At 58.7% G+C, this 18,493-nt stretch carries 22 protein-coding genes; 12 read left to right on the forward strand and 10 right to left on the reverse strand.

Annotated features, from left to right (window positions below; genetic code table 11):
* Positions 1-33 precede the first annotated feature (33 nt).
* Together AZH53_RS00495 and AZH53_RS00500 are read left to right on the forward strand one after the other, a co-directional pair.
* Positions 34-636 (forward strand): uracil-DNA glycosylase, encoded by a 603-nt coding sequence (locus tag AZH53_RS00495; RefSeq protein WP_319641598.1) that lies wholly within the window; start codon positions 34-36, stop codon positions 634-636.
* 8 nt (positions 637-644) lie between these two features.
* Positions 645-1,220 carry a flavodoxin family protein gene (locus AZH53_RS00500; protein WP_319643610.1) on the forward strand — a complete coding sequence of 192 codons (576 nt, stop codon included), beginning with the start codon at positions 645-647 and terminating at the stop codon, positions 1,218-1,220.
* A 61-nt stretch (positions 1,221-1,281) separates the two neighbouring features.
* Here AZH53_RS00500 and AZH53_RS00505 read toward each other — a convergent pair whose 3' ends face one another.
* The 4 genes from AZH53_RS00505 to AZH53_RS00520 form a co-directional block, all read right to left on the reverse strand.
* Positions 1,282-1,551 carry a hypothetical protein gene (locus AZH53_RS00505; RefSeq protein WP_319641599.1) on the reverse strand — a complete coding sequence of 90 codons (270 nt, stop codon included), beginning with the start codon at positions 1,549-1,551 and terminating at the stop codon, positions 1,282-1,284.
* Between the two features lie 105 nt (positions 1,552-1,656).
* Positions 1,657-2,901, reverse strand: a complete 1,245-nt coding sequence (locus AZH53_RS00510; RefSeq protein WP_319641600.1) for a PAS domain-containing response regulator — start codon at positions 2,899-2,901, stop codon at positions 1,657-1,659.
* A gap of 90 nt (positions 2,902-2,991) precedes the next feature.
* Positions 2,992-3,177 carry a hypothetical protein gene (locus tag AZH53_RS00515; RefSeq protein ID WP_319641601.1) on the reverse strand — a complete coding sequence of 62 codons (186 nt, stop codon included), beginning with the start codon at positions 3,175-3,177 and terminating at the stop codon, positions 2,992-2,994.
* Positions 3,178-3,199: 22 nt separating this feature from the next.
* Entirely contained in the window at positions 3,200-4,504 is a 1,305-nt protein-coding gene (locus tag AZH53_RS00520) for an SLC13 family permease (protein ID WP_319641602.1), read from the reverse strand.
* 213 nt (positions 4,505-4,717) lie between these two features.
* Between AZH53_RS00520 and AZH53_RS00525 the strand changes: the two genes are divergently transcribed.
* The gene (locus AZH53_RS00525; RefSeq protein ID WP_319641603.1) at positions 4,718-5,089 is read left to right on the forward strand and encodes a DUF2769 domain-containing protein; all 372 of its coding nucleotides are present in this window, start codon (positions 4,718-4,720) and stop codon (positions 5,087-5,089) included.
* A gap of 27 nt (positions 5,090-5,116) precedes the next feature.
* On the opposite strand, the gene AZH53_RS00530 is transcribed toward AZH53_RS00525, so the two are convergent.
* The 3 genes from AZH53_RS00530 to AZH53_RS00540 form a co-directional block, all read right to left on the reverse strand.
* On the reverse strand, positions 5,117-5,779 hold the full coding sequence (locus AZH53_RS00530; protein ID WP_319641604.1) for a RibD family protein: 663 nt from the start codon (positions 5,777-5,779) through the stop codon (positions 5,117-5,119).
* Positions 5,780-5,878: 99 nt separating this feature from the next.
* Positions 5,879-7,096, reverse strand: a complete 1,218-nt coding sequence (locus tag AZH53_RS00535; protein WP_319641605.1) for a transcriptional regulator FilR1 domain-containing protein — start codon at positions 7,094-7,096, stop codon at positions 5,879-5,881.
* 587 nt (positions 7,097-7,683) lie between these two features.
* The gene (locus AZH53_RS00540) at positions 7,684-7,881 is read right to left on the reverse strand and encodes a hypothetical protein (RefSeq protein WP_319641606.1); all 198 of its coding nucleotides are present in this window, start codon (positions 7,879-7,881) and stop codon (positions 7,684-7,686) included.
* Positions 7,882-8,134: 253 nt separating this feature from the next.
* Between AZH53_RS00540 and AZH53_RS00545 the strand changes: the two genes are divergently transcribed.
* The 4 genes from AZH53_RS00545 to AZH53_RS00560 all read left to right on the forward strand — a co-directional run bounded on the left by AZH53_RS00545 (position 8,135) and on the right by AZH53_RS00560 (position 12,108).
* On the forward strand, positions 8,135-10,405 hold the full coding sequence (locus AZH53_RS00545) for a HEAT repeat domain-containing protein (RefSeq protein ID WP_319641607.1): 2,271 nt from the start codon (positions 8,135-8,137) through the stop codon (positions 10,403-10,405).
* A gap of 101 nt (positions 10,406-10,506) precedes the next feature.
* The gene (locus AZH53_RS00550; protein ID WP_319641608.1) at positions 10,507-10,908 is read left to right on the forward strand and encodes a PaaI family thioesterase; all 402 of its coding nucleotides are present in this window, start codon (positions 10,507-10,509) and stop codon (positions 10,906-10,908) included.
* A gap of 90 nt (positions 10,909-10,998) precedes the next feature.
* The gene (locus AZH53_RS00555; RefSeq protein ID WP_319641609.1) at positions 10,999-11,220 is read left to right on the forward strand and encodes a hypothetical protein; all 222 of its coding nucleotides are present in this window, start codon (positions 10,999-11,001) and stop codon (positions 11,218-11,220) included.
* Between the two features lie 189 nt (positions 11,221-11,409).
* The gene (locus tag AZH53_RS00560) at positions 11,410-12,108 is read left to right on the forward strand and encodes a mechanosensitive ion channel family protein (RefSeq protein WP_319641610.1); all 699 of its coding nucleotides are present in this window, start codon (positions 11,410-11,412) and stop codon (positions 12,106-12,108) included.
* Positions 12,109-12,355: 247 nt separating this feature from the next.
* On the opposite strand, the gene AZH53_RS00565 is transcribed toward AZH53_RS00560, so the two are convergent.
* A complete protein-coding gene (locus AZH53_RS00565) occupies positions 12,356-12,958 on the reverse strand; it encodes a hypothetical protein (protein WP_319641611.1) in 603 nt (200 codons plus the stop codon).
* A 269-nt stretch (positions 12,959-13,227) separates the two neighbouring features.
* On the opposite strand from AZH53_RS00565, the gene AZH53_RS00570 reads away from it, so the two are divergent.
* On the forward strand, positions 13,228-14,391 hold the full coding sequence (locus AZH53_RS00570) for a hypothetical protein (protein ID WP_319641612.1): 1,164 nt from the start codon (positions 13,228-13,230) through the stop codon (positions 14,389-14,391).
* Positions 14,392-14,574: 183 nt separating this feature from the next.
* On the opposite strand, the gene AZH53_RS00575 is transcribed toward AZH53_RS00570, so the two are convergent.
* Complete coding sequence (locus tag AZH53_RS00575; RefSeq protein ID WP_319641613.1) at positions 14,575-15,054, reverse strand: redoxin domain-containing protein; 480 nt, start codon at positions 15,052-15,054, stop codon at positions 14,575-14,577.
* A gap of 105 nt (positions 15,055-15,159) precedes the next feature.
* On the opposite strand from AZH53_RS00575, the gene AZH53_RS00580 reads away from it, so the two are divergent.
* The 4 genes from AZH53_RS00580 to AZH53_RS00595 all read left to right on the forward strand — a co-directional run bounded on the left by AZH53_RS00580 (position 15,160) and on the right by AZH53_RS00595 (position 17,469).
* Positions 15,160-15,339 carry a hypothetical protein gene (locus AZH53_RS00580; protein ID WP_319641614.1) on the forward strand — a complete coding sequence of 60 codons (180 nt, stop codon included), beginning with the start codon at positions 15,160-15,162 and terminating at the stop codon, positions 15,337-15,339.
* A gap of 11 nt (positions 15,340-15,350) precedes the next feature.
* On the forward strand, positions 15,351-15,662 hold the full coding sequence (locus AZH53_RS00585) for a heavy metal-binding domain-containing protein (protein WP_319641615.1): 312 nt from the start codon (positions 15,351-15,353) through the stop codon (positions 15,660-15,662).
* Between the two features lie 244 nt (positions 15,663-15,906).
* The gene (locus AZH53_RS00590; protein ID WP_319641616.1) at positions 15,907-16,185 is read left to right on the forward strand and encodes a DUF5661 family protein; all 279 of its coding nucleotides are present in this window, start codon (positions 15,907-15,909) and stop codon (positions 16,183-16,185) included.
* A 99-nt stretch (positions 16,186-16,284) separates the two neighbouring features.
* Positions 16,285-17,469 (forward strand): cation:proton antiporter, encoded by a 1,185-nt coding sequence (locus tag AZH53_RS00595; protein ID WP_319641617.1) that lies wholly within the window; start codon positions 16,285-16,287, stop codon positions 17,467-17,469.
* A gap of 142 nt (positions 17,470-17,611) precedes the next feature.
* On the opposite strand, the gene AZH53_RS00600 is transcribed toward AZH53_RS00595, so the two are convergent.
* Positions 17,612-18,382, reverse strand: a complete 771-nt coding sequence (locus AZH53_RS00600) for a DUF169 domain-containing protein (protein ID WP_319641618.1) — start codon at positions 18,380-18,382, stop codon at positions 17,612-17,614.
* Positions 18,383-18,493: the final 111 nt, after the last annotated feature.

Consider the following 18,493-nt stretch of genomic DNA (forward strand, 5'->3'; position numbering starts at 1 on the left):
GCTCTCCCATTTTTTTTCACAGGAGCATACGAGATGACACATTCGCATGAACGAGGGAACATTGACGACGCCGTGCGGACCTGTACGCGCTGCCCCCTTGCAGAGACACGGACCACCGCCGTCCCGGGGGAGGGCCCTATACCCGCCCGCATCCTCTTCATCGGCGAGGCGCCGGGGAGAAACGAGGATGCACAGGGTCGCCCCTTCGTCGGCCGTGCGGGGAAGATCCTCGACGATCTCCTCGCGGGCATCGGGGTCGCCCGCGGGGAGGTCTTCATCACCAATATCGTCAAGTGCCGTCCGCCGGGCAACCGGGACCCGACCCCGGCGGAGATCGAGGCCTGCCGCCCCTACCTCGAGCGCCAGATTGCGCTCATCCGCCCGGAGGTGATCGTCACGCTGGGACGGTTTGCGATGCACTGGGTGCTCGAGTCGCACGGGGTCAAACCCGGCCCCATCTCGGAGATGCACGGAAAGGTCGTGACAATTCAGTGGTCGGGCGGCGAGCGGACGGTCGTCCCCGTCTACCACCCGGCGGCGACGATCTACCGGCCCGCGTTCCGTGAGGTGCTGGCGGCCGATTTCGGGACGATACGCGAGGTCATCGGGGACTGCTGTGCAGGTGGAGGTGATTGAGGTTGAAGGTGCTTGGCATATCCGGAAGCCCCCGTGCGGGCGGTAACACCGACACCCTGCTCGCCGCCCTCCTCGACGGAGCGGCGTCGGCGGGGGCACAGACGGAGGCGGTGTACCTGCGAGATTATGCGATCGCCCCCTGCACGGGCTGCGAGCGGTGCCGCCGGGACCTGACCTGCACCCGGGTCCTCGACGGGATGCACCTCCTCTACCCGAAGGTAGAGGCGGCCGACGCCCTCATCCTCGGCTCGCCGACCTACAACTACAACATCACCCCGGAGATGAAGGCCTTCATCGACCGGCTCTACCCGTACTACCGGTTTTCGGCAGAGCGTCCCGGTCCCTACTCGAGCGCCTTTGCCGGGCTGGGGAAGGCGGCGCTCGTCTTCTCCGTTGCCGAACAGAAGGATCCTGCCGAGCGGGGCTTTGCTATTCCAGCGATGCAGCGGCCGCTCGAGGCACTGGGGATTGCGGTGACGTCCGTCTTCCCCGCAGAGGGATACTTCGCGAAGGGGGCGGTCGCCGCCGACCCCGCCATTCTGGATCGGGCCCGCGAAGCCGGCACGCGGTTCGCTCTCCAGTGAACAGAAATGGGCTGGGGTTCGAATGAAAGAACCTCCTTCTCGTTCAACTTTTTTTTTATTTTTATTCGGCCTCTTTCACCTTGAGGTAGAGAAAGAGGGCAAGCGCCGCCGTGGCGTCGATGAGGAGCAGGAGGACGAGGAGTCCCGGCGGCAGTATGCCGGGGTCGCTGACCGGCGGCCCCTCCATGTCCGGCGCCTCTTCGAAGGTATAGGGATAGTCGCCGGTCGCGACCGGGAGGAGTGCCTGGAAAATAAAAATGCCCAGCACGACGGCGACCCCGAGGGTGGTATACAGGAGACGGCGTGCATGCCGGTGATCGGGAGAGGTCATTGTCCAGATGTACGTAGGTGTGTCCGAAATACCTTGTGGGTGGACAACGGGTGGAAAAAAAAGAGATGTGTGCCCCGATGGGCAGGGCTGATATTCAGGTCCGTATCAGAGGATGCCCGAGTACAGGTCCGTCCTGCAGTCGAAGATCTGCCGAATGGGTTCAACGGATCTGCGTCCGGTGATATCGGTAAGGATGACCTGTCCTCCGGTTATCCGGTCATCCGTCATAAACGGCGAGACATGACACCAGTACCGGATGTTCTCCCCGTCTTTTGCCCGGCATTCGATCTCCAGCGGCTCTTCCGTCTCTCCCATGACGAGCGTCCGCCGGAGGATCTCCGCGATGCCGATCATCTCCAGTGGCGGGAAAGTGAGGAGGTTGATGTCGGCTGCCTTTTCTTCGGAGGCAAGGCCCAGCATCGCCCGCATCGTCGGGTTGATGTAGTCAATGAGGCCGTCTTCGTCGCAGGTGACGATGCCAATCGGCGAGTGCTCGGCAAGCGAGCGGTAGCGCTCCTCGCTTTGGCGAAGTGCCCGCTCGGCCTCTTTGCGCCAGGAAATATTGCGGGAAATCCCGAGGACCCCGATATGGCGCCCCGCATCGTCCCGCATTGCCCGGACGGCGTTTTCCACCCAGATGGTCGAGCCATCCTTGCAGTACTCCTCGGTCTCGAAGAGGATGACGCGGTCCGGGTCGGCAGTGCCGGTCGCTTCCAGTGCCATCTCCTCCTGGAAGCGCTGCATCACAATTGCACATGATTCGGGGGTCATCTTCTGGTCGAGGGACTGGGCAAGGTCCTCCTCGACCGTGAAGCCCCGCATCTTCTTCACCGCAGGACTGACATAGGTGAGTTTGAAGCTCATGTCGAAGATCCAGATATTGTCTGCGGTATTGTCAGCGATGAGCCGGTAGCGCTCCTCGCTCTCCCGCAGGGCCTCCTCGGCTCTGCGGCGGGAGACGGCGTAGCGGATCTTGTTGATGAGCTCGGCAAATTGGGATTTCGGGTCGCCGCCCTTCTGGATATAGAAATCGGCACCGTTGTTGAGCGCCTCGATGACCACCTCTTCCCGGCCCTTGCCGGTGAAGATCAGAAACGGTGTCGCGTCCTTCTTCTCCCTGAGGTGCTTGAGAAACGCGATCCCGTCCATCTCAGGCATCTGGTAGTCGGAGAGGATGGCATCGAAGTGATGTTCCGAGAGAAGACGGAGCCCTTCCGGTGCACCCTGTGCTATCGTAACGGAAATATCTCCCGACCGCTCCAGAAATATTTTACAGAGATCGAGAAGGGCGGGTTCGTCATCGACGTAAAGAAGAGATATGTTCGATACGTCTTGCCCGGTGACTACCATTGTTATAGAAAAGGTCGCTGTTCAATTGTGATAACAGTATTGCACGACGCACGATGAATACGCAAAAAACGTATTAATGGCGGCGGAAAATTATGCCAATAAGGGATAAAACGCGGGAGTTCCGGCGGGAATGGTGGCCCCCCCGTCTCCCATGCCCGCTCCCTCCGCCTGACCCCGTCCGTTCTCTCCGGTGCGTCTCATCGCTTCCATTCCGGGAAGGCTCTTTCGGCCACCCCCGACGTCCGGATTGAAGATATTCCCTGGGTTCGCCTCCATTCTGCTTTTGTTCGATCCTTTGTTACAACGGAAGGACCATGAACCAGAGCCAGTAGACGAGGGCCTGTGCCGCCGTGAGGGGTGCCCCGATACGGGCGAATTCCAAAAATCCGATGGTTGTGCCCTCCTTCTCGGCATTCTGGATGATGATGACGTTGCTTGCGGCGCCGAGGACCAGCAGATTGCCTGCAAGGGTACTCCCGGCGGCGAGTGCCATCAGGGTGGCATCCGATGCTCCCGTCGCCGTCACCAGCGGGAGGGCAAGGGCCACGAAGGGGACATTGGAGATGAACTGGCTGACGACGATGCCGAGGATGAAGATTACCGTCACACTGGTGACGGGATAGGCGGCGGACGCCACCCCTTGCTGGAAGATGCCGGTGTCCCACACGCTCTGCATGAGGACGAAGAGAGCGGCAAAGAAGATGAGCGTGGTCCAGTCGATGCTCCGGACAATCTGCACCCGCTGCGGTGAGAGGATCACCACCGGGAGCGCAGCGACGACGGCGATGGCGGTGAGAGGGATGGTGATGCCGGTTCCAAGGAGGACGAGGAGCACTTTGAGGGCGATGGTTGCGAAGATGAGGGCCGCCGAGATCAGGGCGGGTCTCCTGAGGGCTGCATCCCTGACGGGCATATCGTCATGGGGGAGGATGCACTTCTCAAATTCCCGGGGATAGAATACCTTCATTGCCCCGTAGATGAGGGCAAGCCCTGCAAGGGTGGGGACGGCGAGATAGATACAGAAGGTGAGGAAGGGGTTGGGAAGCCCCCCTTCGAGGGCGATGAGGAGATTTTGCGGGTTTCCGATCGGGCTTGCGACGCTCCCCGTGGTGACCGAGAAGGCGAGGACGAGGAGGAGCATCACCGGCGGGATGGTGTATTTTCTCGCGAGGAAGAGGACGAAGGGGGTGCCGATGATTGCCACGGTATCGTTCATCAGGACGGCCGAGAAGAACCCCGTGGCCGCGATGAGCATGAGGATGAGGACATCCATGCTCATCTCGCGCCGGACCAGCCGGTCGGTGATTTCAGTCAGAATACCGCTTCGGACAATCGCCTCCCCGACGATGAACATCCCGAAGAGAAAGACCATCACATCGATGTTGATGGCAAGGAGGGCGTCTGTTGGGGAGATCTGCCCGAAAAGGAGGACGGCAAGGGCTCCTCCCAGCATGATCTGCCAGATGGCAGGCCTGATGCCGCCGGTGTTGCGCAGGGCAATCAGGACGAGGACGAGAGCCAGAATGATGAGCGGAAGTATCGTGGAGAAGAGTGCTCCGTTGTGGTATTTGAGCGTGCTGTTGCAGGGGGTCGGTGGAGGCATCTGCCCATCGGACGCCTTAAGAGACGAAACACCGGGGAGAGGGAGCCTGGCTGATGCCGACAACATTTGCACGTTGGCATCGGGAAGGGACGCAATTCCCCCCGGAAGAAGAGCGCCGACGTTTTCTCTTCCCGTTCCATGAAGGAGTGTTTTCTCTTATGGAGGGCTCACATTTTTATAGGAGGCTTGCTTCTGTGCAGTTTGTGAAAAACTATGCCGAGTGACTATTTCGAACTGATGCTCCGGACGCTGCATCTGACAGCGGAGGAGCGCGAGCTCATCCTTGAGAAGAGGAAGAAGCAGTGCATCTGCGATATGTGTCCAACCTACAAGGCCTGCGTCCTGAAACAGAAGGGGACGGAAGCGGCGGCCGGCGGAGGGCCGGCTGAAGGGGAGAGTGAATGGAAATTGGAGGGGGAATGTGCCTTCTGCACGGTCGGGGGCAGCAGTTGTATCGACGAGGAGATCGAATGCCTCTGTTCGACCTGTCCACTCTCGCGGGAGATGGGGCTCCGGTACTCGTTCTACTGCACCCGCGGGTCCGAGACGCAGCAGAAGATCCGGGATGTCATCGGGGTGGGGTGACCCCCCGGTTTTGCCCGTTCCGGAATACTATCCGAGGGTATAGCGGAGATGAACGACACCCCCGTCCAGCCGCTGAGCGTCTGCAAGGGCGAGGCGTATCGGTGCAGGAACGGACCCGAAGAGCTTCTTCTCCCCTGCCCCCGCAAGGACGGGAACGACGAGCAGGCTCAGCTGATCCGCCAGATGCTCGTTGAGGAGGACGCCGTTTAACCCGCCGCCGCTGTCCGATACGACGCGGGCGATGCCGTACTCTTCACCAAGCCGTTCCAGTGCCTCCCGGAGTGCCACGTGATCCGTCCCGCACCGGATGAACGGATACGCCCGCTCACGGAGGTACTCCAGATATTCCTCCGGCGTTGCATCGGAGACGAGAACGATGACGTCTTTGGTGTATTCCATGCGACGGTAGATGTGCAGGAGTCCATGAAGCACGCCCCGGCTGTCCACGATGACGGTCACCGGCCGGGTATCGTCCGGCTCCGGCTCCGGTCGGACAAGGTCGCTCCCCTCTTCCGGCGGCACGGAATCCAGGAACATGTCGATCCCGTACCGGGCCGTCGCCGACCCGACGAGGATGGCATCGGGTTCGAATGCGAGGAGTGTCGAGTAATGGAGCCCGAGGTCAATGTCGAACCCGAGGACGGCATTGTCGAGGCTGACGGTGTTGTGGATGATGACCTCGGGAATCATAACAATTGGGAGATTCGGTTCTATTTATGTTCTACCGGTGGAGGGTGCAAATTATTCCTGGATTCATCCCCCGCCTGTCCTCCGGTGCCCGCGAATGACTCATAGTACATCCCTGTGTTGTCGGATATACTCCTCAATCGGCACGGCGCTCTTCCGGTAATACTCGAATGTCCGTTCGGCCCATGCGAGCGCCCCCGGTGCGGTGCTCACGAATCCGTTCATGAAATCATACGTATCCGAACCTTTGAGGAACAGTTTCATGGAGAGATATGCGTCCGTGACCGTCATGCACGGGGGGATGGGAAGTTCCGTGACGAGAAACCGAAAGTGCGGGATGGTGGAAATATACTGGACCTTATCCCGGTAGTGATCCTCAAACAGGTAGCATGCAAGCTCGGGGGTGACGATGATCTCTCCGGGGAATCCTTCGATCACCCGGCGGGTGATGGCGTCTGCAATACCGGGATTTGCCATGCCGGTGATGCCGTGGATATGGCGTGCCGATGCGATGATACCGAGGTAATGCTCATAGGTTGTGAAGTATTCTTTCCCGTCATCATGGATGATCTCGGATTCGGCGAGATCCCCGATGGCTGCAAGGGCGAACCATGGGAGATTTTTCAGTTCATGGTTTTGCCAGAATTTCTGGTGCCTGAGGATCAGTGCCGTAACGGGGACGATTTCACTGAGGAGGGAGGTGAGTTCCTCTCCGCGGGGCGTGAGGAATATCCCGTCCATGGACTCATTGAGAAGTTCTGCATCGATCAGTTTACGGATGTTGGTCCGGAAATGTGACGCTCCGCAGCCGGTTGCCCGGCGCAGATCATCACGGTCCGTTGTGCCCTCGAGAAGAAGAAGGAGCATCCGTGTCCGGATAGCTGATCGACAAACGAGGTTGATCTCCTTCATCCGCTGTTGATAGTGGTCCTTCAGGTCGGGGGGTGGGGCGAACGATGGCATTTTGGCGATATTCCCGTGGATGGGGGAACCCGGCGCCGGAGGTGTGTCGTGTATCTTCTCCTCTTCTCTGTTCACTGCTGCAACTCTGTCTGTGTAGAGGGGCAAAACCTTCGTTGCGAGCACCGTTCCGAGAGTTGTAAGGGTGTATGTTTCAGTTTGATGCGATAATATTCCATGTTCTTCAAGCCGCCGGATCCTTGTTAGCACAGCAGCATGGACATGGCCCGTCCTGGCACAAATACTGGGGATGGAATAGTCACTCTCTAGGAGGAGCAGGAGGATTTTGATGCTTACCGCTGAAGAGAAGAGGTCACGAATGCCTGAGCCGAACCGGTCGTAGAGGGATACAACTGACATCGATAATCGTTGATGTACTTATAGTAGCATTGGGCATGTGACATTACATGAAATTTTCCTATTGGGGGTGGTGGAATAATTCGAAATTGTGCCGCCGATTATCAATTTAACGTTTAATTTTAGTTTAGAATTTGTATTTAAATATTAATTAACCTATGATTCAAAAATAGATTGACAATTACAAATTTATGGGATTAATGAGCCTAAATTGTGGTTTATTGTGCGTTCACATTTCCTTGAACAGCACCCTCAGCAGCTCGTATTCTATACAATCAGGGGCCGAAATTGAAAAAAACCGGGTGTAGGCATCCTGTTTGGGGCTGTCATACTGGTCTTTCTGGTTCTGATCCCTGCGCTGGTGCCGCTTTCAGTGGTCCGGATGGTGCAGAACAGGGCCCGGGTCAGCGCGCTCCGGAGAATACCCGGAGGGCGATGACGTGACCCTCATCGTCATGAGCAATCCCGGGACGATTTCGCCGGTCCGGATCGAACATGACCTGGAGACGATCGTGTTCGGTGAGCCGTATACGGTCCCGGAGATCCTAGATCGGAAATGCCATCGAGGTGAACCCGGACGTCCATGACGACTACGCGGCCGGGTACCGGTTTGCGATCGACGCCGCAATGATCGCATCATATCCCGCGAAGACGACCGCCTCTTCTACCGCGAGGCAGGGTGCCGCCGTGCCCTTGAGCTGTTCCCGGAAGCGGAGGACGCCGTCTTCATCTCGCCGGACGCCGGGGACATAGGTCACCTTCACCCGCGGCGACGACCGGCAGGTCACCGGGCTGGTGGTCACCGCGTACTGGGGAATGAACTTCTCCGCGGAGATGATCGGACGAGAGGCTGGAGGATATGAACGAGAACATAACCGGCTGAGGGTTTTCCTGCGTTTTCCGGGTAATGAGGGCGGATGTTGCCCTCGCGGTTACCGCAACAGGCTCTATTCACTCAGCCACCCCCGGTGCCATTTGCAGGGAGTGTGGATCCGATCATATCAACAACGGGCGGGTCTAAAAGAACCCCGGAATAGTGTGATGAGCGGGGTATCTATGGGGTGGTTTACGATGCCGGTTCGTGAGGATGTCGCGACACTTCTTCGCGTGCTGGATGCAGCTGAAGACACTGAGACGATCCAAGCGTTCCGGCATCTCCGGGAGGACGAAACAGGGCCGTGGATAGCAACCGTCGTCGATCTGCTGGAGGACCGCCGGGGTGTGGTGAAGGATGTCGCCCACTGGCTGCTGGTCGGCGTCGGAGCACCGGCAGTTCCGTTCCTCATCGACGGGTTTTGCCGGTGCAACCGGGGAGGGGAATTGGACATTCGCCGGATACTCCGGAAGATCGGGCCGGGGGCAACGAACCCGCTCGTGGAGGCCCTTCGTTCGTCGCATCCGTCCATCCGCAAGGCGGCGGCAACAACCCTTGGTGAGATGCAGGTATTGGCGGCATCAGCTGCCCTCATGGCACTGTTGCGCGACCCGGTCATGTCTGTCAGACAGGCCGCCGCCGACGCGCTGGGGGCGATGGCCCGGTCGACGGAATGTCCCGTGCTCCTGTGGTTCGCCATCGCCTCCCCGGACGCACGGATGAGGAAGGGGGGACTCCGGGCGATTGGAGTGTCGGGCGACCCGGCATGGTGTCCTTTCCTGAAGACGCTCCTCTCGTCGCCGGACTGCACCCTGCGGCATGCGGCCGTCTTGGCACTGCACCGATGCGGTCCTCAGGCAGCAGGGATCCTCGAAGGTACTCTTGCCGATGAACACGATCTCGTGCGCCTCTCGGCTGTTCGGGGACTGAAGCACATTGCCGCACCGTCGTCCGTCGGAGCACTCGCGGGTGCACTCAGCGATCCTGTCCCGGAGATCCAGGCGGAAGCGGCCCGGGGCCTCTCGCGTATCGGCCGTCCCGCCGTTTCGTCGCTCATGGATGCCCTGTCCCATCCCAATCCGGGCGTTCGGGCGGCCGCGGCCGATGCGCTCGGGGAATTGGGAGAGGTTGCTGCCGTCTTCCCCCTCCTCCGGGCTTTGGAGCGGCATGACGATGAGCGGGCGTTCTGTGCGCTGGTTCGGATGGGGGATGCAGCGGTACCGGCGCTTCTCGCACATCTGGCGAATCAGGAGATGCCACCCTCTCTCATCGAGGGTGTGCTCGTCGCTATCGGCAGACGTGCGGTGGACCGGCTCTGCCTCGCCCTTGACAGTCCGGACCCGACCGTGCAGCTGACCGCAGTGGCGGCGTTGACGAAAATTGAAGCGCGGGAGAGGAGGCCACCTTTGGTATGCGTCTGGGAGGGGCCGGTACGCGTGCGAAAGAGGATCCGCTCCATGGCACGCGAAGGGCTCGGTGCATGGCTGGACCCGGCGATTCCGCTGCTTCTCCGGTTCCTGCATCACGACGATCCGGATATGAGGAGACAGGCCGCCGATGCCCTTGGTGAATTCCGCTGTACGGATGCGCTCGGTCCGCTCTCCCGTCTCTACGAACGGGAACCGGAGAACGTGGTCCGTGCTGCCGCCCTGAATGCCATCGGACGGATCGGCGGCGATGATGCGGCCCCGTCGCTCATCCGTGTTCGTGGGGATGCCGATGCTGCGGCCCGGCGGGAAGCAGCCGACCACCCCGGCGAGAGCGGGTGCCCGGAAGAAGGCATCCGGGTGCGGGTGAGCGGCAAGGGCCATGTGGTAGCGGGGAGCATCCCTGATGTCCGTGCCGAGACCGCACGATTGTCCGGGGAGGGCGCGGACCCGTGGGTGCCCCCTCATCTCCCCGGCATGGCTCCGCTCGTGGCCTGCCTCCGCGATGAGGATGCCGGCGTCCGGGCCCGTGCGGCGGAGGCGCTCGGCACCCTCGGTTGGGATGCCGGGTCCGAAGAGGATCGGGCCCTCCTGTACTTTGCCCGGCAGGAGTGGGAAAAGCTTTCCGGCATGGGGGATGCCGCCGTGGAGCTCCTGATCCATACCCTGGAGCATGACAGGAAGAAAACCATCCGCAAGCATGCGCTCGACATCCTGCGCAGACGTGGCGATCCCCGGGCACTCGCAGTCTTCACCCATGCCCTCCGTGACGATTACTCCCTGATCCGGTGGGAAGCGCCGCTCGCGCTGGAAGGGCTCGGTGCCATCGCCGTCCCCGCTCTTATCGGTGCCCTCGACCACGAGGACCGTTTGACGAGGAGGTGGGCGGTCGAAGCCTTGGGAAGAATCGGGGACGCGTCTGTTCTTCCGCAGATCAGCCGGATGGCGTGGGACGAGGATATCGAGGTGAGCAGGGCGGCGATGGAGGCCGTGGAGGCGCTTGGCGGGTGAAGGATTGTGGATTGAACACCTCGGTACAGCACACTGTAGGGAAATCAATCTCATGGGGGTATTTGGATACCTTTTTCGCCCTCCTCCCGCAACCACCCCATATGGAACCCACCACCAACCCCGAAACATTCTTCGCAGCCGACACCTTCGCCCGGGAAAACGGCATTGAACTGGTGGATGCTTCGCCGGGCCGGGCACGGGTGAAGATGAACATCCAAGACCGGCACCGCAACAGTCACGGTACCGTCCATGGCGGAGCGCTCTTTACGCTTGCGGACGTCGCGTTCGCGCTTGCCTCCAACTCCCACGGCATCCCGGCGGCGGCGATCAACGCCCATATCTCCTACCTGAACGCCGCCCGCGAGGGGACGCTCTTTGCCGAGGCGGAAGAGTTCGCCCTCACCCCGAAACTCGCCTCCTATACTGTCCATATCACGGACGGGCAGGGTGGGCCCATTGCGATCTTTCAGGGGATGGTGTACAGGAAGACGCCGCGGCGGTAAGGGGAGGACCATCTGCCGCGATGCGGCCTGGCATTTGCACCCGCCTGAACGAGATCGGGATTGGGATTGAGCTTGAGAATGAGATTATGGATGGTAGGCCGTTTTGAGGTATTGGCGGGCATCATGAATTGCAGCATGATGGAACCGGGCGAAGAAAGCGCCATTTTTCCGGGCTTCGGGGGCGTTACCCGGAAAATGAGTGCATCCATTGTGGGGCGGATGGCGTTATCTTGTCTGATGTTATTCTACTGCATGAAGAAAGAACGGGTGGTATTCAAAATCACAATTGAAAGGAAAATTCTGAATTGCTGATTTTATTTGACTTTTATGTATATACAGAATTATAAGGGCATTTTGTTTGGTTTCAACAAGAAAATAAAATAATTGATACGGCTTGCATGTGGCTTTTTTTGAGATATGGGGTTTATTCGTGGCGTATTCGGATGGCAGTCCCGGGCATATTTTATATAGTCTGACTCTATAGGGAGGCGTGTGGTCATTATGGCAATAACAGATGTAGCCGTACAAACCGTGGGCTCGATTGGGGATGCCCTCATGCAGGCCCTCTATTCGGTGATTGCGTTTCTTCCGAACATCATCGCCGCAGTCATCATACTGATCATCGGATGGATTATCGGGCGTGTTCTGGGAAGCGTCATATCAAAAGTCCTCGATAAAATCGGGGTCGACGATGCCCTGCGCAAAACTTCACTGGGAAAGGCGATTGAAGATTCCGGCACCAATATCGTGCATCTCTTCGACCTCATCGTCAGATGGTTCGTCTACCTGATAGCAATCCTTGCTGCAATTGACGTTCTCCAGTTTGCGTTCCTCAGCGATCTCTTCCAGGACTTCATTCTCTATCTGCCCCGGATAGTGATGTTCCTCATCATCCTGATTGCCGGATTCATCCTCGTCGATTACTTCGCCGACCTCATCCAGGGCTGGGGAAAGACGAGGGAGATTGAGTTCTTTGGTGCGATCGTCCTCCTGCTCCGGGTATTCTTCTACTTTGTCGTTCTCATCCTTGCCCTCTCGCAGCTGCTCATCGATCTTACCATCATCTACACCTTCCTCGTCCCGATTGCATGGGGCGTGGGGCTCGGCATCGGCGTCGGCATTGCAGCCTTCTTCGCGTACGGCCTGAAGGACAGGGCTCCGGAACTGATGGACAGGATGCTTGAGAAGTTCGAAAAGTAACCCCTTTCACATTTTTTTTTCGAATGAAACGATTGATGGGGCCGGTGGTCCACCGCGACCGTCCTGTCGCGAGGGAATAGAAAACCCCGTGGCGTGTGTGTTCTCTGGTGATGATGCAGGAGGGCATCCTGCCTGACGCCTCCCACGATTGTGGTCGAGAGCGTTTGTCACCACGCGACGCGATACATGGCCGGGTGTTTCGGACTGTCCGGCCTCCCTTGCGTCCGCCGATTCCGGGTGCATCTCCTCATCGGGTAACTTCGACAGCGACCGGATGGAATACGACATATTTGTTCCAGCGATCCCCGGTCCCGGAGAGCTTTGCGGAGATGGAGATGATAAATACATCAGGGTGCTCCGCCTCCATGAACGGGTGAATCAGGTAATCGAACCGGAGGGAGCCCCTCCCCTGTGGGCCCACATCGGGAATGTCGAGGACACTGATCGTCTTTCCTGCTTCGGTATCGGTATGATACGAGATCATGGGGGTGGGATTCCCTTCCAGGGTCTTCAAAAAGATGTCCCCGTAGGGTAATGCCGTCCCGGTTCCGGGCGGGTGGATACTGACGGTCAGGCTGTCGATGCGGACATCGTCGGGGTGGGTCAGCACCACCATCATGGGAAAGGTGGAGTTGCCCGTGAAGGCGCCGGGCATCGCCCGCACCAGAACCGTGAGGATCTCCTCGCCGTGGTGGAGGAAGGTGACCTGCCGTTCGTTGTCGTCGACCACTTCCCGGTAGTCCTTCAGGTTCGTCCGGGACAGACCGGTGGTGGCGGCAAAGGCGATGAGGAGGACGACGAGGGCACAGATGGCGAGGATGCCCAGGATTTTCCTCGACTTTTTGTCCATGGTGCAGTGTATTCTCAGCCCTTGTTTACATTCTTTTCCCCGGTGTCAATGATCGGTGCCTGACAGGATGTACATGACTTCATTATCCTGTTGTGGATTCCCGATTGGAACATGCATTGTTCCGGCAATCTGCCGGATGACTCCTTCTCCATCACCATTAGGCTGGGTGGAAAAGGAGTATCTATAACGTTCAATACCACTCACTGTTGCCTGAGGATGGATGTTTCACACCACACTGGTGAGATCTCCATCGGAGAGGTGTTCCGGGTATGCGGGGAGATGGAACCATTGCAGTGGTATCGGTCATCGGAATGGTTTTTGTTATACTTTGCAGCTGCTTTGCCGGTGGGTGCATCAATATTGATGGAGATGATACCCCTCCCCTGCCATCGCCCAACGACATCATGGTCACGAAGACGGACGGGAACGGTGCCACCCTTTGGGTCACCGTCCTCGATACCGCTGAATTTGAAGGGTTCGAGGATGCCACGGAAACGACGGACGGGAGATTTGCCATCGTCTGCATCGAATACGGTCATGACCGCATCCAGAGGCTCGCCTTCGTGGAGGGCGACGGGACCGTGGGCACGGTGACGGTCTTTGACGAGAATCCGGGGGGTTCATGGGATTCCGAGGTGTCCGCCCTTGCCGGAGGGAGCGTCTCCGTTTTCGACGGCGAGAGCGATTTTGTCGTTATCGACCTCGACGGGACGGTGGCAACGGAGATCAATGTCAGGAATACGGCCCCTCCTGTGTGGCCCATCGTCGCCGCCTCACCCGGACCGGGGGATCGCACGGTTGTCGGATGGGGAGAGTACTACGCCGTCATTGAAGAGACCGGCGAGGTGGTATGGCAGGAGGCGTACGGCGACCCCGAACTTGCCTCGCGCCATCCGGTGCTCGGACTCAGAAACGGCGATGTCGCGATCCTTGCGGCAAAAAATACGAATCCTGACGCCCGGCTCACGTCCGATATCCTACACCTTCTTCGGCTCGATGCGGCGGGCACGATTCTCTGGGACAGTTCATTCCCCGGCGATGAGAGCCAAATCTGGCGGACGGGGATCGAATGGTCGCTTCAGGAGGATGCGGACGGGAACCTGCTCCTTCTGACGACCGAAGAGAAGACGAAGTCCGGCCTCTTCGGGGACCGCACCTCGGTGGTGTATACCGTACGCGCCTTCGACGGAGCGTCCGGTGACATAGTCTCGGAGAGATCATCCGGCGGTCACGGTTCGTGGGAATGTGCCCTCCTCGCTCCCGACGGGTCGGTGGATTCATTCGCGATCGCAGACGACGCCCTCACGCTTCGCAGGTACGATAGCGATCTGGAGCAGGTCTCGCCGGAGATCACGATCGAGGGAGAGTATGACCGGCAGCCCGAAGTGATTGCAACGAGAGACGGCGGGTACCTGATTGTAAGTGTCTTGTGAGGGAGGGCGAAATAGATCTGATCTCCTCCATCGTGTCGACTGGATGAAACACCCGAGCTCAACCGGAACTCAGGGTGTCCCGTGCACCAGTATCAGTGCCGGGAACGCCTGCTCTCTCAATGGACTGCCTCATCTTCAAGACACCGAGTCCGAATTATCGGCGCACCCGCGGAAGCGCCGTCATCAGCTCCCGGCCATCTCCTCCAGCCAGCCGTTCACCTCATCGATATCCGGCACCGAGTGCACGGGGTATATCTTCACCCGGACAACCGTCCCCTCCTCGTCGATGATGACGTTGGCCCGTTCGGAAAATCCGTTTGCCTCCCGGAAGAGGCCGTACTGCCGGGCCACCTCACCATGGGGCCAGAAATCACACAAAAGCGGCGTGTGTTCAATATTGAGGGTCCCTGCCCATGCCCGTTTGCAGGGGAGGGAGTCGACGCTGATGCCGAGCGCGACAGTGTTCATCCGCTCGAACCGTTCCCGGTTCTCTTCGAGGGACATCATCTGGGCGTTGCAGTACTCCGTCCAGGCGAGCGGGTGAAACGAGAGGAGCACCCGTTTTCCCATCAGCTCGTAGAGATCGACGGTTTTATCCCGCTGGTCCTTCAGGGAGAAATTTTTTGCCGCATCTCCCGGACGAATGAGCCGTGGCTGTTGCATGGTAACCATCTGTTCACTACTCCGTGCTGATATATCAGTCCTGTGGCAGCCACCGGTGATGGATAGTATAAGGATTTATGGGCTCAAGCATCAGATATCTGATCAATGCAGAGCCAAATTGCGTGGGGGATCCTGCTGATGGCGGCGGGACTTGCCATCACGGTCATCTCGCTTATATTCGTCCCGTTCTTAGCTCTCTTCTACGGCCTTCCGCTCATTGCGATCGGAGCGGCGCTTTTCATCTTCCGGAAGAGGGAGGACGTCATCGAAGAGGCTCGCGACTGAGGTACATAGAAATGATCATCACGACAACAGAACGAATACCGGGACATGAATACGAAATCATCGGCATCGTCTCCGGCAACACCGTCCGGGCAAAACACCTCGGCAAGGACATCATGTCGGGCCTAAAAAGCGTCGTCGGCGGGGAATTGCAGGAGTACACCGACATGCTCTCCGATGCCCGCAAGGAGTCGCTCAACCGGATGGTAAACGACGCGAAACAGGTGGGTGCCGACGCCGTCGTCAACGTCCGCTTCACCACGTCGCAGACGACCGCAGGAGCAGCGGAGCTCCTCGCGTTCGGGACTGCGGTGAAGCTGGTGTGACAGCCGGACGTCGATTTTTTTTTAATTTCAGCCCCGGGCCATGGGAGAGGAGAGTTCCCTTCCCTTTCTCCATTCGCGCAGAGAGGGACGATTGTTCCACTTTTCAAAGCCGGAACTCAACAGAATACCCGGGACGGTGCGTTCCTCTGATTTGAAGTCCACGTAAATTCCAATCGTTTCTCGGGTGAGGGTGGGACAATAGGTATATCATCCACTATGCACATCTTGAAAACTGATCAGACCTATGAGCGGGAAAAAGACATTCACCAATACCGAAGGGAAGGAAATTGGGGAACAACTTGGAATTCGGTGGGACAGGTTTACCGTTGAGGATTTTACCGCGGGAATGAACGTGGAGCTCGAACACGGGCAGCGGGATCCCGCAACAAACGTGACGAATGACGATCCCCTGATGACCGGGAAGATCGCCCTCGCCCACCTGAACGAATTCCCCGACTATTACGAACGGCTCGAAAAAATGGAAGCCGAGGCCGAGGAATTCTGGGAGAAGCGTTCTGAGTAAGGATGGCATCTTTTTTTTTAATTGACTAGGGTTTTCTGTTCATAAACCGCCTTGGGGCAAATGCGCTGCTTATTTAAGCGCATACTTCCCTTTCAGTGCATGGAGAGCATTGTTACATCGATTGAATTTCAGATGAGCCTGCTCCTCTTCCTCGCACTTGCCGGCTACCTTCTGGCATCGAGGATAAACCAGTCGGCCGTCATCGGAGCAATTCTGATCGGGCTTCTGGTGGGGCCGAGCATGCTGGGCCTCATCACCTATACGGACTTTGTGAAGAGCATTGCGCACCTCGGTGCGATCATCCTTCTCTTTGTGATAGGCTTCGAGTTCAACGTCCGGGATATCCTGAAAGTCCGCTATGGAGTCATCGGGATCATCGGGGTGATCATCCCATGGATAGGGGGATATGGCATCACCGTCCTCTTCGGGTTTGACACAGCAAGCGCGGTCTTTGTCGGAACGGCGCTGACGGCAACGAGCATCGCCATCACCGCCAACGTCCTCAAGGAGATAGGGATGCTTCAGACCGAAGCGGCACGTGCCATCGTCGGGGTGGCGATCATCGATGACATCCTCTCCCTGCTGGCACTATCGCTCACCGGGGATCTGGTCGCAGGGAGCATCTCCGCCGCCTCCATCGGTCTGGTGTTCGTCAAGGCCCTCGGGTTCATCATCATCGGCGGGGCCCTCGGGATCTTCGGGGTCAGCCGGCTCATCGAGCGGGTGGACAAATCGAATCTTGCCGTGAAGTACCCTGAATTCGTCTTCATATTCGCGATGATGATCGCCTTTCTCTACGCGATGTTCGCCGACCTGATGGGGCTCTCCGGGATCGTCGGCGCCTTCATCGCGGGGGTTGCGTTCGAAGGGGTCGGGCTGAAGAACAGCAAGGACGTAAAAGAGGGGGCGGAATACCTGCAGATCATCTTCGCCTCGATCTTCTTCATATCGCTCGGCATCCTTGCCGACTTTACGGCGGTGACGACGGAGATCCTGATCTTCCTCGTGGTGCTGACGGTGGTGGCCATCATCACCAAGGTGGTCGGGTGCGGCCTTCCCGCCCGGGCGATGGGCATGTGCCGGGAGGATTCGCTCATCATCGGGTTCGGGATGGCCCCGCGGGGGGAGGTGGCGATGATCGTCGCCCTCATTGGGCTGGAACAGGGCCTCATCGGTCAGGGAATCTTCGTTGCCATCGTCCTGATGAGCCTTCTGACGACTGTTATCACCCCCATCGTCTACCGGAACTGGTTCTTCAAAGGAGCCTACTGCACGTATGAGTGAACGGTAACCACGAACTCCTTTTTTTTTATCAGGGCGGCCGCCGGCACCTGCTGGAAGGTGACTGCTGAAGGGAGCAGGAATAAGCCACTCCTTGGATGCAATTGTAAGAATGCCGGTTTTTAACGAATTTTTTCGGTGCGTATCAGCGCACATGCAGAGCGTTGCTCTTAGCGATCTTCCTCTTCACCTTCCCCCACGACCCTGTCGTAAGAAAACTCTCTTCCATGAACCCGACCATTCGCTCGAACGTCTTCATGGGGACGGCAAAGGTGAGAACGTCTATCGGGACGCAGGGCCGGGCCGAGGGGTCGAACATCCCGAAGACCGCCTTGGGGTTTTCTTTCTGCTGTTCGAGCCAGGGATAGTGGACGACGGAGCTGCACCCGGCGCCGAACGGACAGACGACGCCGTACGGGTCGGACTGATCGAAGTTTGCGAGCGTAAAGAGCCCTGAGAGAACTTCTCCGCGTGCGAAGAAGACGACGGCGTCCGGGTGGTCGGTCTCCGTCAGGCGGTCCCAGCGTTTGAAGAGGTAGTTCTTTCCTCCTGCGGGGATACGAGCGGTCCCGGCATCGAGAGCGTCAACGATCTCCGGCGTCTGCTTGTAGCGCTCACCCTCGACACCTCCGGGCTTTCCATACGAGAGAAAGTAGCGGAAGTCCTCGAACCGTTCGCCCTCGTAGCCGAGATAGAACCTCGCCCCCCGGCACCCGACGGACTCCTCCCCAAAGACCAGGTCCTGCCCCCTTCGCACCTTCGCAAGGTCACAGACGAAGCAGCGCCATCCCGTCGGGGCGAAAGCCCGCTCCACCCCTCTGGCCTTCCCGCCCAGCTCGAAGGTGATGGGCAGCTCGGCGCCGGGGAAATACCTGTTCCAGCGGTGTATGAAGGTGTCACGCAGTCCGGTGTCCATGGATGGTCTATATTCGGGACGGGGTGATGAAGGTTGGGGTTGGGCGAAGGGGGCTATGAGATGGACGGCCCTGCGAGAAAGGGATGGGATAAGGAAATGAAGTGGGAAGGG

The sequence above is a fragment of the Methanovulcanius yangii genome, from assembly GCF_018687785.1.
Taxonomy (GTDB): Archaea; Halobacteriota; Methanomicrobia; order Methanomicrobiales; family Methanomicrobiaceae; genus Methanovulcanius; species Methanovulcanius yangii.